The organism is Xanthocytophaga agilis (genome assembly GCF_030068605.1).
Classification (GTDB): domain Bacteria; phylum Bacteroidota; class Bacteroidia; order Cytophagales; family 172606-1; genus Xanthocytophaga; species Xanthocytophaga agilis.
In genome coordinates, this window is the sequence record NZ_JASJOU010000005.1 from 306073 (window position 1) to 318933 (window position 12861).

Annotated in this window: 14 protein-coding genes; 6 read left to right on the top strand and 8 right to left on the bottom strand. The window is 36.5% G+C overall.

Annotated elements, in window-relative coordinates:
- Positions 1 to 131 precede the first annotated feature (131 nt).
- The gene (locus tag QNI22_RS17015) at positions 132 to 470 is read left to right on the top strand and encodes a hypothetical protein (RefSeq protein ID WP_314512407.1); all 339 of its coding nucleotides are present in this window, start codon (positions 132 to 134) and stop codon (positions 468 to 470) included.
- A gap of 42 nt (positions 471 to 512) precedes the next feature.
- On the opposite strand, the gene QNI22_RS17020 is transcribed toward QNI22_RS17015, so the two are convergent.
- Positions 513 to 1034, bottom strand: a complete 522-nt coding sequence (locus tag QNI22_RS17020) for a sterol desaturase family protein (protein ID WP_314512409.1) — start codon at positions 1032 to 1034, stop codon at positions 513 to 515.
- A 147-nt stretch (positions 1035 to 1181) separates the two neighbouring features.
- A complete protein-coding gene (locus QNI22_RS17025; RefSeq protein WP_314512411.1) occupies positions 1182 to 2027 on the bottom strand; it encodes a 4-hydroxy-3-methylbut-2-enyl diphosphate reductase in 846 nt (281 codons plus the stop codon).
- Positions 2028 to 2228: 201 nt separating this feature from the next.
- Here QNI22_RS17025 and QNI22_RS17030 point away from each other — a divergent pair, with 201 nt between their 5' ends.
- Positions 2229 to 3245, top strand: coding sequence for an ABC transporter ATP-binding protein (locus QNI22_RS17030; RefSeq protein WP_314512412.1), 1017 nt, complete (start codon positions 2229 to 2231; stop codon positions 3243 to 3245).
- Positions 3246 to 3249: 4 nt separating this feature from the next.
- Here QNI22_RS17030 and QNI22_RS17035 read toward each other — a convergent pair whose 3' ends face one another.
- From QNI22_RS17035 to QNI22_RS17050, 4 genes are all read right to left on the bottom strand, one after another.
- Positions 3250 to 3870 (bottom strand): metallophosphatase domain-containing protein, encoded by a 621-nt coding sequence (locus QNI22_RS17035; RefSeq protein WP_314512414.1) that lies wholly within the window; start codon positions 3868 to 3870, stop codon positions 3250 to 3252.
- Between the two features lie 61 nt (positions 3871 to 3931).
- A complete protein-coding gene (locus QNI22_RS17040) occupies positions 3932 to 4609 on the bottom strand; it encodes a hypothetical protein (protein WP_314512416.1) in 678 nt (225 codons plus the stop codon).
- Between the two features lie 143 nt (positions 4610 to 4752).
- A complete protein-coding gene (locus QNI22_RS17045; RefSeq protein ID WP_314512418.1) occupies positions 4753 to 5379 on the bottom strand; it encodes an ABC transporter ATP-binding protein in 627 nt (208 codons plus the stop codon).
- 42 nt (positions 5380 to 5421) lie between these two features.
- Entirely contained in the window at positions 5422 to 6372 is a 951-nt protein-coding gene (locus QNI22_RS17050; RefSeq protein WP_314512420.1) for a D-2-hydroxyacid dehydrogenase, read from the bottom strand.
- Positions 6373 to 6741: 369 nt separating this feature from the next.
- Here QNI22_RS17050 and QNI22_RS17055 point away from each other — a divergent pair, with 369 nt between their 5' ends.
- Positions 6742 to 7848 carry a chorismate mutase gene (locus QNI22_RS17055; protein WP_313979362.1) on the top strand — a complete coding sequence of 369 codons (1107 nt, stop codon included), beginning with the start codon at positions 6742 to 6744 and terminating at the stop codon, positions 7846 to 7848.
- A 70-nt stretch (positions 7849 to 7918) separates the two neighbouring features.
- Here the strand turns inward: QNI22_RS17055 and QNI22_RS17060 are convergent, their stop codons facing one another.
- A complete protein-coding gene (locus QNI22_RS17060; RefSeq protein ID WP_314512422.1) occupies positions 7919 to 9304 on the bottom strand; it encodes an MFS transporter in 1386 nt (461 codons plus the stop codon).
- Between the two features lie 112 nt (positions 9305 to 9416).
- On the opposite strand from QNI22_RS17060, the gene QNI22_RS17065 reads away from it, so the two are divergent.
- Entirely contained in the window at positions 9417 to 9923 is a 507-nt protein-coding gene (locus QNI22_RS17065) for an Lrp/AsnC family transcriptional regulator (RefSeq protein ID WP_314512424.1), read from the top strand.
- A gap of 456 nt (positions 9924 to 10379) precedes the next feature.
- Here the strand turns inward: QNI22_RS17065 and fmt are convergent, their stop codons facing one another.
- Positions 10380 to 11300: a methionyl-tRNA formyltransferase gene (gene fmt / locus QNI22_RS17070; protein ID WP_314512426.1), complete on the bottom strand. Its 921-nt coding sequence runs from the start codon at positions 11298 to 11300 to the stop codon at positions 10380 to 10382.
- Positions 11301 to 11759: 459 nt separating this feature from the next.
- Between fmt and greA the strand changes: the two genes are divergently transcribed.
- Together greA and QNI22_RS17080 are read left to right on the top strand one after the other, a co-directional pair.
- Positions 11760 to 12233: a transcription elongation factor GreA gene (greA, locus tag QNI22_RS17075; RefSeq protein ID WP_313979352.1), complete on the top strand. Its 474-nt coding sequence runs from the start codon at positions 11760 to 11762 to the stop codon at positions 12231 to 12233.
- A 105-nt stretch (positions 12234 to 12338) separates the two neighbouring features.
- Positions 12339 to 12734, top strand: coding sequence for an HIT family protein (locus tag QNI22_RS17080; RefSeq protein ID WP_314512429.1), 396 nt, complete (start codon positions 12339 to 12341; stop codon positions 12732 to 12734).
- Positions 12735 to 12861: the final 127 nt, after the last annotated feature.

Consider the following 12861-nt stretch of genomic DNA (forward strand, 5'->3'; position numbering starts at 1 on the left):
AAATTTCTGCTCAAATTATTTGAAAATTTTTATTAAACTCTATTTATCTAACTATGTACCTTCTTTTATCTCTTAGAATAGGTATCCCGATTCCTCCTTCTTATCAAAATAGGATTACTGAAACTATAAGAATGCAAACAAAAGATGTAACCATATATGACTGTGATAATCATTCTGAAAGTATTATAGTTGGTTATGCAGCAGAGCTACTTGAACAATCACTTAAAACTGCTATAGTTATTGAAGTGGAAGATGAAAAAGATGTCGCCTTATCGTTAGGGCAACTACGCGTGTTATTTAATAAGTTTATACAATATACGACAAAGATACAACTGTTTATTATAGGAAATTCTTCCATAGTAAGCCAGATGTTGCAGATACTACCTGCCAATATCCAATTTCATAATCTGGATGACCAAAAACAAACAGAACAAATCCTTTCTTTTCTAACAAAAACGGATAACAATTAATTTATCCTAATACGATCAGATAATTTTTACGAAGTCAAAGACTTATTGAGGAACATGCTTGCTTTCTTGATTAGAGATAGAATCAGATTGTTTAACATCTTTGGCTTTATATGTAGATGCTTCATATTTTGGTGGAGCATATAAAAAACCAAAAGCCTCTGCTCCCTCTTTTGTTGTACATTTATGGTGAACCTTATGAGCCCGGATCATTCGGCGAAGGTATTTATTCTCTGGGCGTAATCCATGTTTGATGCGTTGATGAACTAATATATCATGAAATAATACATAAAAAATACCATATGCTGTAATTCCTATACCTACCCATAATAAAAAACGTAGAGCCGCAAACTCAATACCTATCATTATACTTGCAGCTGCTGGCACACTAAATACCAATCCAAACAAATCATTTTTTTCGAATGCTCCAGCATAAGGAGTATGATGCGATTTATGCCAGTTCCATAATATCCCATGCATGATATACTTATGAGTGGCCCATGCCACACCTTCCATCAGAAAAAAAGTAGAGATGGCAATCAGAATATTTATCCAAAGGGGAAACATATATAATAGGTTTTGTAGGGTTTGTAATTGTTAAGGTTAATTTGAGGATTTCCAGATGTTTCTCCGCTCTAAGTAGGGATACAAAATTAAAAACATTGCTCTCATAAATACAAGACCTTAAAGTGTATTTTATTGAATAGCAACTGATTATAGCTTGCAGATTGTATTTCGGACCTCTTCCATCAACCACATAGGAGTAGATGTAGCACCACAAATGCCCACCGTTTCATTAGTAGCAAACCATTCAAGGTTAATGTCTGTCACCTTAGATACAAAGAAAGTATTAGGGTTGGTTTCTTTGCAAACATTGAAGAGTACTTTTCCATTTGAAGATTTAGAGCCAGAAACAAAAATAATCTTGTCAAAACGCTTTGCAAAGAGACGTAATTCTTTATCACGATTCGACACTTGACGGCATATAGTGTCATTGGATTCCACTTCGATGCCTTCTTCTTTTAGTTTCTTGGTAATATCATAAAACTTATCTGTGCTTTTAGTAGTCTGACTATATAAAGTAATACGTCTGGGCATATCTTTTGGATTTAATTCAGATAAATCCTGAAATACAACTGCTTCATTATTGGTTTGTCCAAGTAGTCCTACAACTTCCGCATGTCCATGTTTCCCATAAATAAATATCCTATCATCTCTATCATAGGAATTTTTGATACGATTTTGCAGCTTTAACACTACCGGACAAGATGCATCAATTAATTCAATATTATTTTTTAGAGCAAGTTCATAGGTAGAAGGAGGCTCTCCATGTGCCCTGATCAATACTTTTTCATTTTGCAAACCAGCCAGCTGATCATGGTTAATGATTCTCAGCCCTTTATTCTCCAGACGATTAACTTCTTCATCATTGTGCACAATATCTCCCAGACAATACAGATACCCCTGTTCATCAAGAATGTCCTCTGCCATCTCAATTGCATAAACAACACCAAAACAAAAGCCCGAATTTGTATCTATGGTCACCTGAAGGTTCAGCATAAAGAAAAGTTTCAGTTCAAACAAATACCTGTAAATTTGTCATTTAAACAGATAAACTAATTTTAGCGAAATGTGTTTGAAACAAAGTGAGGTTTTTACAATCTGTTGTTAAATAAAGAGGAGTACATGCTGTATACTATATGTGCTCTAGAGTTACTTATTCTGAGTAATAAATTAACAGGCACTGCCTTTAAACTTTTAATGAATATACTAACAGTCAAAGATTTAAACAAAACTTATTCTGGACAATTTGCTCCGGCTATTAAAAATATAACACTAGCAATAAAGAAAGGAGAAATATTTGGGTTAGTGGGAGAAAGTGGAAGTGGTAAAACTACTCTATTACGAATCATTGCCGGACTGGAAGATGCAGATAGTGGTAGTGTTCGCTTGTTAAAAGAATCTATAACAGGCCCTTCACAAAATCTAGTACCAGGACATACACATATACGGTTAGTACATCAGAACTTCAATTTACAACCAAATATATCCATTCGCCAAAATATCCTGTATTCTCTCAAAGGCTATGATCTACAATATCAACTAGATAGGCTGGATAAAATGATAGATCTATGTGATTTATCCGCATTACAACACAAATTACCTCGTCAATTATCCGGAGGAGAAATGCAACGGGTGGCCTTGGCTCGTGCACTGGCAGATGAGCCTATGCTGTTGTTGCTGGACGAACCATTCAGTAATGTTGATATTATTCGCCGACAGGAATTGAAACATGAGGTGAGTGATATTATCCGGAAAAGTGGTACTACTGCCATATTTGTCACCCATGATACAACAGAGGCATTAACACTTTCTGATACAATAGGTGTTATGCGGGATGGCTCTCTTATTCAGATTGGAACACCACATCATATTTATAATCACCCTGCCACATCCTATGTTGCCAGATTCTTTGGTAATGCCAATATTATATCTATAATTAAGCTGCAACCCTATCTAAGAATAAAACAACAAGCTTCTCTATTTAACAAGCAGGATGTGGTATGTATAAGAGCAGAGTCCATACAAATCTGTCAGGAGGCAGAAGCCGACCTGACAGGAAAACTCAAAAAAGTTTATTATCTGGGCATGTATGAACTATGGGATGTACAAATAGCCAGAAATATATCACTTCAACTTCTTCATTTCCAGAAGACACCTCCACCGGAAAAATTATTTCTGAAGATTGTATGGGAACAGGTACATGTTTTCCAGTAATTGTTTATAAGTCAATTATAATCGGATCGTTCACAGGCTTATAGTTCAGGTTCATGATACTGGCATTGATAAACTGCATATTATCTACTTCTATCTGACCATAGGCCTCATGAATGTGTCCAAACAAATGAAGTTTTGGCTTTACCTTCCATACAGCTTCCAATAAGTCATCACAACCAACAGTATCTCCCCGGTCTGTCTTATCTAAGATACCCCGAGGAGGACCATGTGTTACAAGTATATCTGTATTAATGGGTATCCTGTCCCAATATCTCCGTATATCAGCACCACGCTGACGATTAAAAGCCCAGTCAAAGAACCAGGGCGTAATTGGTGATCCCCATATAGTAAGACCTTCTATCTTAACGTCTGTGTTACGTAAATAGACTGCATGTGTAAGCAGGGACTCTGCCCGTTTAGCATTTCGCTCAAATAGAAAATCGTGGTTCCCTGCAACGATCACTTTATGACGATGTGGCAATGTAGAAAGCCAATCATTAAAGTCGATAATTTCAGGTTCCTTACCCCTTTTGGAAATATCTCCTGCATGAATAAGCAAATCCCCATCCGGAATTGCTATTTCACTATGAGCACCATGTGTATCAGAAATGCAAACAATACGCATAGACACCAGAAAAATTCATTAAAATGTTTTAGCTTCTTCTATCTATATAAACCAGTCCTACTTACTTCTTTTGCCATGGCCATCTGAATTCTTTTTTATCTTTTCCTTTATTTTTCTTCTTCCATTTGAACGTATTATCAATAGGGAAGAAATATCTCAACGATACATAGAACTGATTGTATTCTTTAAATTCTTCATCTCCATTGAAGAAAGCATTATATCCTGTAGTCAAATGAAATCCTAACAGCCTGAAACCAACAACAGGTGCAACCCCCAACTTCCCTTGTTTAAAGTTAGTAGCATAGACCAGGTTTGCTCCATATGTCAACGCTATTCTTCCTGCTTTGTACCATACACCCACTTTATATTCAGCTGTATTATCCCAGAAATTATATCCGAAAGAACCTCCCACTGAGAACATACGTGGTTTAAACAAACTGATAGTTCTCCAGTGATGCTCAAACCCCATTTCTAAAAAGTTATATGCACCACGCTGAAACCCTAATTGAGCTCCATAATTCCGTTGACGCAATTTACCCAGCAACGAATTACCATCTTTTGGACTGAAAGTAGAATATGAATAGTTGTAAGCTGACAGTAGCTGACTAGTATCTATTGATGAACCAGAAAATGTGTCTGTATAAGCAAGAGAATAATGTGCCAGATGGTCAGATAAAGAAGTGTATTGAGCCTGGACATAAAGAACAGGCAGAAAGAGAAACGCCAATAATAACCGCATGCAGGATGAGTGAGTTTTATAAATTTAGACCCGATTGATGGTTGTAACAGGTTAGGGTAGTTCAATGCAAATTGGTAGAAAAGTATGTAATTGTGTAAACGTATCACATAGAATAAGATGCTCTGCGGTTGGGAAGTGAGATTTTATTGAAGTAAACGCCCATTTTCAAAATGTAGTATATTTCCAAATGATTCGTATTCATACACCTGATTGGAACATAAAATTACTAAGCGGTTCTGTACCGTTTCTGAAATTAATTTCTGATACCAGGCAATTCCTGTTGTATCAAGGTTAGAAGTAGGTTCATCCAATAACAGAATGGGTGTATCAGAATAACAAGCTAATCCTAACTTTAGCCGTGTTTTCATTCCAGACGAAAAATTGCTGATAAACTTATCTTTTGATTTCTGCAATCCAATTCTTTCTATAAAAGAATTTACATTCAGATTATCCCTTAATTGCTTAAATCTCAAATGAAATTCTATTACTTCAGTTAATGTCAATTCCTCAATCAATTCCAGGTATGGCGATGCTACGGAAATGTGCCGGAAAATGTTGTCTTCAGAAACAATTTTTGTTTGTAAGGAATAAGAGATCTTTCCTTCTGTAAGTGGCAAATTCCCTGCCAGTATCTGGAGAAAGGTTGATTTTCCACTTCCATTCGGTCCGGTAATGACATAAACATTACCAGATTCAAGCGTAAGATGTATATTTCGGAATATCCAGTCCCGATTAAATTTTCTTCCTACATTATCAAGCGTAATACGCATTACAACAATTAAAGAGTTAAAAATAAAGATAGACAGGTAATTTTATTGCTGCATCTGGCCATTGCGCACAAAATTACGAATATGATCAATAACAACTTCCATAAGACGTTCCCGAGTTTCTACTGCAGCCCAGGCAATATGAGGAGTTAGAATTAACTTATGTTTCTTTTGAACAGATAATAAAGGATTTTGAATAGTCAGAGGCTCTTGTTCAAACACATCCAGTCCTGCACCTGCAATCTGGTCTTCATCTATAGCCTTTGCCAAATCTGTTTCATTAATTATGCCACCCCTACCAAGATTAAGAAGAATGGCAGTAGACTTCATTTGACGTAATGTCTCGGCATTAATCAAGTTTCGTGTTTGCTCTGTTAATGGAGAATGCACAGAAATTACGTCTGATAATTGTAAAAGATCCTCCCAACTGACATGTTTATATTTCTCGGGACGTTGCTTACCTGATATGGAATGGTATACTACCTCCATACCAAATGCTTCTGCAATATGTGCAACCCCTCTCCCGATATCTCCTAATCCAATAATACCTAAACGTTTTCCTTTCAATAATCTAAATTCCCGCTCCAGATGTGTAAAAGTGCGACTTTGTGTATAGCCTCCTGACTTTACATACTGATCATAATAGAGAATCTGTTCCTGCAAAGCCAGCAATAATGTAAATGTATGTTGTGCTACACTATCAACCGCATATCCAACAGCATTCTTAACAAGTATATCTCGTTGCTGAGCAAATGTAACATCTACATTATTTATACCTGTAGCCGTTACACAAATAAGCTTTAAGTGAGTCGATTTTTCAAGTACAGCACGATCTAATACCACTTTGTTTGTAAGAACAATATCCGCATCATGTATTCTCGATAGCGTTTGGTCAGGAGTAGTTACAGGATAAATTACAAGATCACCTAATTCCTTCAGGGAAGACAGCAAAGGAACTTCTCCAAATGTTTCTGCGTCTAAAAAGATAATCTTCATAGTGTATATATTCTTGTTTGGCGCAAAATACTACCTTTTCGGATTATATAGTGTAGCGACTGGAAGGAAAAGCAGAAAACCTTTAGATATGGAAAGGTTACATTTTAGTCAGTAAGGTTAATTTAGTAGAGACAATTATAGATAAAATAAGTAAGTAGTTTTGCTTACTGAAAAATATGCAATACATGCTTTGTTAGATGCAAAATCTACGCAGTTATAAAAGTTTTTACCAGATATTTATTTGTATTTAAGACCTAATCCATTAAATTGCTAATTATATCCAAACTTAAAAGCCAATCTACCTGTTAGTTTAGAAAAACTGATCGCTTGTTTAATCAAAACCGCATATTAGTAATCCAGTAATATACAATGTCAAAACAAAAACTAACGTTCAATCCTCTGTCAGCTTGGATCAATAAGGATGAGAAGAAGCCTTTGATCATTTCAGGTCCATGTAGTGCTGAGACTGAAGAGCAATTGGTAAATACCGGTTTGGCTCTTAAAAAACTTAATGTAAGTGCTATTCGTGCGGGTATTTGGAAGCCTCGTACCAAACCTGGTACTTTTGAAGGCAATGGAGCAGCAGCTTTACCTTGGATCAAATCTGTAAAAGAAGCTACAGGACTACCGTTTGCTACTGAAGTTGCCACTCCTCAACATATTGAAGAAGCGCTTAAGTATGGTGCAGACATTCTATGGATTGGAGCCCGTTCTACTGTAAATCCTTTTACAGTTCAGGATATGGCAGACGCATTGAAAGGTGTAGATATCCCGGTTTTGATCAAAAACCCAATCAACCCTGAGCTTGCTCTTTGGATTGGTGCTATTGAACGTATCTATAATGCTGGTATTCGTAATATTGCAGCTATTCACCGTGGATTCTCTACTCATCGGAAAACGAAATACCGGAATGAGCCACTTTGGGGGATTGCTATTGAATTAAAGACATTATTCCCCGATCTTCCAATTATCGGAGATCCAAGCCATATCACAGGAAAAAGAACTGCTATATACGAAGCATCTCAGAAAGCACTCGATCTGAACTATGATGGTTTAATGATCGAATCTCACCTGGATCCTGACAATGCATGGAGTGATGCGGCACAACAGGTGACTCCTGCTGCGTTGGAACAAATCCTGGCAGCATTAAAAACCCGCCAGACTACATCAGATGATGCTATGTTTATCAATCATCTGGAAGATATGCGTCATCAGATTGATGATGTTGATCGCGAACTACTGGAAATCCTGGCTCAGCGTATGAACATTGTAGAGAAAGCCGGAGAATACAAACGCGAGCATAATGTAACTGTATTTCAGCAGGATCGTTGGTCTGAAATCTTCAAAACACGTCCTGAATGGGCAGAGAAGATGAAAATCAATAAAGATTTTGTAGCAGAGATGTTTAAACTTATTCATACAGAATCTATCCGTCTCCAGACTGAAGTTTCTGAACGCGAGAAAATTAAAGCTTAATTTAATTGAACAAACAGAAAAAACTCCATTCATTCTTGAGTGGAGTTTTTTTATGTCTGTCAATTACCTTTTAATGATTATACAAAAGTTGTGAATGTATTTTTATCTGTCGTTGATAAATCCACATCCATCCAATAGCAATCAGAGCATATATAGTTAGCACAGATACAGGTAAAGGAGTTACAGTTCCTTCCGCATGGCCAATTCGCATACATAGTGCTAATATAGATAGTCCTAATCCTGCTCCCATAAAATATGCAGTGGTAGATACACTAGAACCTACACCTTGTTTCTCATTTGGAATTTTCTGAATGGCCATGGCTGTCAGGCTGGGAAAACAGATTGCCATACCACTTCCTGTAACACATGCTACAGAGGATAAAATGACAAACAGGTTATAATCCAGCCAGAATACTGTTAGTAATAATGAAGCTCCTGTTAGCATTAAGGTCATACCAAGTATTCCAATCTGAACTATATTCATCTTCTTTAAGAATACAGGTAACAAAAACTTAGAAATCAGAGAAGATAATATACTGAATGGAACCAATAATAAACCTGACTTTGCCGCACTGAAATGCATATTTTGTTGCAGTATCAGAGATAAAAGAAATAGATAACCAGAAAAGAAAGCTCCTAATAGCAAACAGGTCCCATTGCCCAAAATGGTAATTGGATGTTGAAATAAAAAGAATTCAATTAGTGGAGTATTTTGACGTTTGCTTCTATAAACAAACAACCAGAGACCTCCTAAAATTAACAGAAGCATAACTCCTGTACTGATAAACTTGTCTTGTATATCTGCAAGGTCATGTACAACATAAGATAATGCAACAATTATTACTGTTAGCAAAACTCCTGACAAGATATCAGGTTTATTTTTGTCATCAGTAGTCTGATCGTTATCTATATATTGGTAAGCCATGTATAGAGCTACGGCGATAACTGGTACATTAATGAAAAAAATCCACTGCCAGCCAAAATAGGTGGCAATCAACCCTCCCAGAGAAAGACCACATCCAGAGCCTATAGCTGCAAATGAACTAAAGATGCCCAATGCCTTATTGCGTTCATGACTTGCTGTAAATGTATTGGTAATGATTGACATAGCAGAGGGCATTGCCATAGCTGCAGCTAACCCCTGTAATGCCCGGAATCCCATTAACCAAGAAAATGAGGGAGCTAAACCGGCTCCTAATGAAGTAATCAGAAACAAAGCACTTCCAGCCAGAAATATTCTTTTTCTCCCCATTACATCCGACAATGTTCCTCCTACAACCAGAAAACCGCCATAGAACAACAGATATACAGTTTGTAGCCATTGGATGGTTTCATTAGCTACCCCAAATTCTGTTTTAATCAATGGCATTGCCAGATTTAAGATGGCAATATCTAATGCTTCAAAGAATATGGCAGTTGAAGCTACTATAAGGATAATATTTTTTCTATTAATCACAATACATACATTTGTTCTACACAAAATTACATATTGCCCATATAAGTGCTATATAAAGTATCAAATACAGAATATTTATACATTTATTATATATTAAACAGAACAGATACACATGTCAAGTACATATAATACTACCTTAGCAGAACATATGTCTAATCCGGCTTTGGTATTGGATTCCAAAGACTATGAAATTTTGCGTTTACTGCAGGAGAACGCGAAAAGTACAGTAAGAGAAATAGCCGCTAAAGTACACCTGAGTACAACACCTGTGCATGATCGGATCAAGCGGATGGAAAACAATGGAGTGATTAAGCAATATGCTGCTCTGGTTGATCGTCGTTTGGTACGTAAAGGGATTATGGTTATCTGTTATGTATCCTTAAAGGAGCATACCAAAAAAGTAGGAGGAAGATTTATTGAAGCTATTCTTCAAATGAGATCTGTCATTGAATGTTATACTATCTCAGGGGAATTTGACTTTATGCTTAAGATCATTGCAGAGAGTATGGATGACTATCATACCTTTTATATCAATGAACTCAGTGAAATCAAAGGTATCCGATACATGCAGAGTATTTTTGTGATGAATGTAATCAAGGATACTCATCAGATTATTTGAGAATGTATTAAGAAGTTGGATTCTGTAATAGCGAGGACAGTGAGTTATCAGGATTCTGGTTATATCTCAAGATTATCAGAGTCCTGATACTTAAATAAAGTAATCAGATTTCTGATAGTGTGAAATTATAATCAGTAGCTTGATATTTTTCCAAAGTGACTGGAATTCCAGTCATTGGCAGAAGCGACCGAAACTCCAGTTAAACAAACTTTTGAACTAAAGTCCAGTCATCTATGAAAGTGAACAGAGTTTAGGTCAATGAAGAAAGTGACCATTATTCGAATATTTCTTGAAAGTGATCGGTATTCCAGTCAAACGCAAAAATGATTTGAATAATGGTCAAAAATATTTTTAATTAGAAATCCATTTGCTTTTGCTGACATCAAGGCCATGAACAGATTTCTGATCATCATTTAGATTGTGCATGATTCGTTGCACACTATTATATATCTTGAGTTATTGTGCAATTGTGTTTCCTCGCAGAAATTCATCTATCTTCATTCGTTTTTTTCCTTCTATCTGCAATTCCTTTATTTCAATCCATCCATCTGTAGTCTTGAATCGCAGATACGTTTTATTATCAGAAGAAACAGATCCAGGCTGTAGAGTTTCTCCATTTGTAGTATAGAATTTCTCTGCCTGAAAAATTTTACACGTTTTTCCATTTACTCTAGTCCACGCACCTGGATAAGGAGAAAGTCCCCTTATAAAATTGTATATCTTCTCAACTGACTGTTCAAAATTGATTTCACATGTTTCTGTAAAAATCTTGGGTGCCATCTTAGCAGGCTTAGACAGATCCTGAGGTATCTGAGGATAATTACCTGTATCTACAGCTGTAACAGTTTTAAGGACAAGTTTCGCCCCTTTATGCATCAAACGTTCATAGACAGTTCCCACATTATCTGTTTCAGAGATAGGTTCATGGTCCTGAAAGATAATATTACCTGTATCTATCTCATGTTGCAGAAAAAAAGTTGAGGCACCAGTTTCTTTTTCCCCGTTAATAATAGCCCAGTTAATAGGCGCAGCTCCACGATAATCAGGTAATAAAGAAGCATGCAGATTAAAAGTACCCTTGGGAGGCATATTCCAAACAACTTCCGGAAGCATTCGAAAAGCAACCACTACCTGCAAATCTGCTTTATAGCTTTTCAATTCTTCTAAAAACTCAGGATTTTTCAGTTTTTCAGGCTGCAGTACAGGAATACTATGTTTAAGCGCAGCTTCTTTTACGGGTGAAGCCACAAGCTTTAATCCTCTTCCTGCGGGTTTATCAGGAGCTGTAATTACAGCAACTACATTGTAATTATTCTCTACCAATATTTCCAGGCTAGGTACTGCAAATTCAGGCGTACCCATAAATATGATTCGCATAACAAAAAATGTTAGATATGTAAATAACTTGTCCAACTCTTCACCAAAAGTAGTATCCTTCAACTGGCTTCCCAAACTTCTTTTATTAGGAATCTACATTCCATATGTGTAACACAAAATAAGAATTCTCCTTTTTGAATAAACCCAATAACAAATAATAACTTTCGAAGAAGTCACTTGCTCTATTCAACGAAAATTCGTATTTTAGCGCTTATCTTACAGACTTCCGCAAGAGTAGTTGGCTCTTGCGGTTTGTTTTTGTCTATACTAATGCAAGAGATAACGTTCAATTTGATTTCTCCGGATCAGTTTTACTCGTCCGGTTCAGGATTTGGTTAACAGGTTCTGCAAGGCTATTGGTATACGTTTTGTAGGACGGCTTGTAGTTACAGCCGTTTTTTTTATTGTCATATATACACTGAATTCAATTAAAAATAAACAACTTAAACATATAAAAAGATGAGTAAGATCTCGTATTACACGCAAGAAGGATTAACTAGGCTTCGGGATGAATTGATAGAGCTACGGACTAAAGGCCGTGCGGATATTGCCAGACAGATTGCTGAAGCCCGTGATAAAGGTGATCTAAGTGAAAATGCAGAGTATGATGCAGCCAAAGATGCACAGGGCCTTCTGGAACTGAAGATATCTAAGCTGGAGGATCTGGTTGCAAATGCACGTTTAATTGATGAGTCTTCTATCGACACATCTCAAGTATCTATCTTGTCGAAAGTGAAGATTAAAAATAAGAAAAATGGAACAACTGTTACCTATACACTGGTATCAGAAGAAGAAGCAGACCTTAAAACCGGAAAAATTTCAGTGCAATCTCCTATTGGAAAAGGATTGTTAGGAAAGAAAGTAGGAGAAGTTGCCTCCATTACAGTTCCTGCCGGGCAAATGGAATTTGAAGTCGTTGATATCACCCGCTAAGAATTTTTCGTTTACTGATTATTAGTATAATACAGATATTGTGTTCAAAAAGATACTATTTTTGGAGAACTCATTTATCCTGATAATCAGTAAACATACTTAAGCATGCCTACCATATTCTCCCGAATCATTGCTGGTGAAATCCCTTGTCACAAAATAGCAGAAAACGAACATTGCTTTGCCTTCCTTGATATTAGTCCGGTAGCAGAAGGACATGTATTGGTAGTACCAAAACAGGAGACTGACTATCTTTTTGATTTAGACAATACAATTTATACGGAATTAATGCTATTCTGTAAAAATCTGGCACCAGCTATTCAGCAAGCAATCCCCTGTCTGCGTATTGGGGTAACTGTTATAGGCCTTGAAGTTCCTCATGCCCATGTACATCTAATTCCGTTAAATTCCATGAATGACATGAATTTCAGCAAGCCAAAGTTACAGATGAGCCAAGAAGCGTTGGCAGAGACAGCCAAACGGATACATAGCTTTGTAAAATAGACAAAATATTCAGCAGATTACCTTAAAATGACAAACCATAGACCACACTCTCACGTAAGAGTCCTCTGTGGCCATTGCTGCAATACATATACTTCATCTTCTGAGTCAGACTAAAAAGACATCTACT

Coding starts and splice junctions, on each gene's coding strand:
- QNI22_RS17015 (WP_314512407.1), top strand. CDS start 132: ATGCAAACAAAAGATGTAACCATATATGACTGTGATAATCATTCTGAA.
- QNI22_RS17020 (WP_314512409.1), bottom strand. CDS start 1,034: ATGTTTCCCCTTTGGATAAATATTCTGATTGCCATCTCTACTTTTTTT.
- QNI22_RS17025 (WP_314512411.1), bottom strand. CDS start 2,027: ATGCTGAACCTTCAGGTGACCATAGATACAAATTCGGGCTTTTGTTTT.
- QNI22_RS17030 (WP_314512412.1), top strand. CDS start 2,229: ATGAATATACTAACAGTCAAAGATTTAAACAAAACTTATTCTGGACAA.
- QNI22_RS17035 (WP_314512414.1), bottom strand. CDS start 3,870: ATGCGTATTGTTTGCATTTCTGATACACATGGTGCTCATAGTGAAATA.
- QNI22_RS17040 (WP_314512416.1), bottom strand. CDS start 4,609: ATGCGGTTATTATTGGCGTTTCTCTTTCTGCCTGTTCTTTATGTCCAG.
- QNI22_RS17045 (WP_314512418.1), bottom strand. CDS start 5,379: ATGCGTATTACGCTTGATAATGTAGGAAGAAAATTTAATCGGGACTGG.
- QNI22_RS17050 (WP_314512420.1), bottom strand. CDS start 6,372: ATGAAGATTATCTTTTTAGACGCAGAAACATTTGGAGAAGTTCCTTTG.
- QNI22_RS17055 (WP_313979362.1), top strand. CDS start 6,742: ATGTCAAAACAAAAACTAACGTTCAATCCTCTGTCAGCTTGGATCAAT.
- QNI22_RS17065 (WP_314512424.1), top strand. CDS start 9,417: ATGTCAAGTACATATAATACTACCTTAGCAGAACATATGTCTAATCCG.
- fmt (WP_314512426.1), bottom strand. CDS start 11,300: ATGCGAATCATATTTATGGGTACGCCTGAATTTGCAGTACCTAGCCTG.
- greA (WP_313979352.1), top strand. CDS start 11,760: ATGAGTAAGATCTCGTATTACACGCAAGAAGGATTAACTAGGCTTCGG.
- QNI22_RS17080 (WP_314512429.1), top strand. CDS start 12,339: ATGCCTACCATATTCTCCCGAATCATTGCTGGTGAAATCCCTTGTCAC.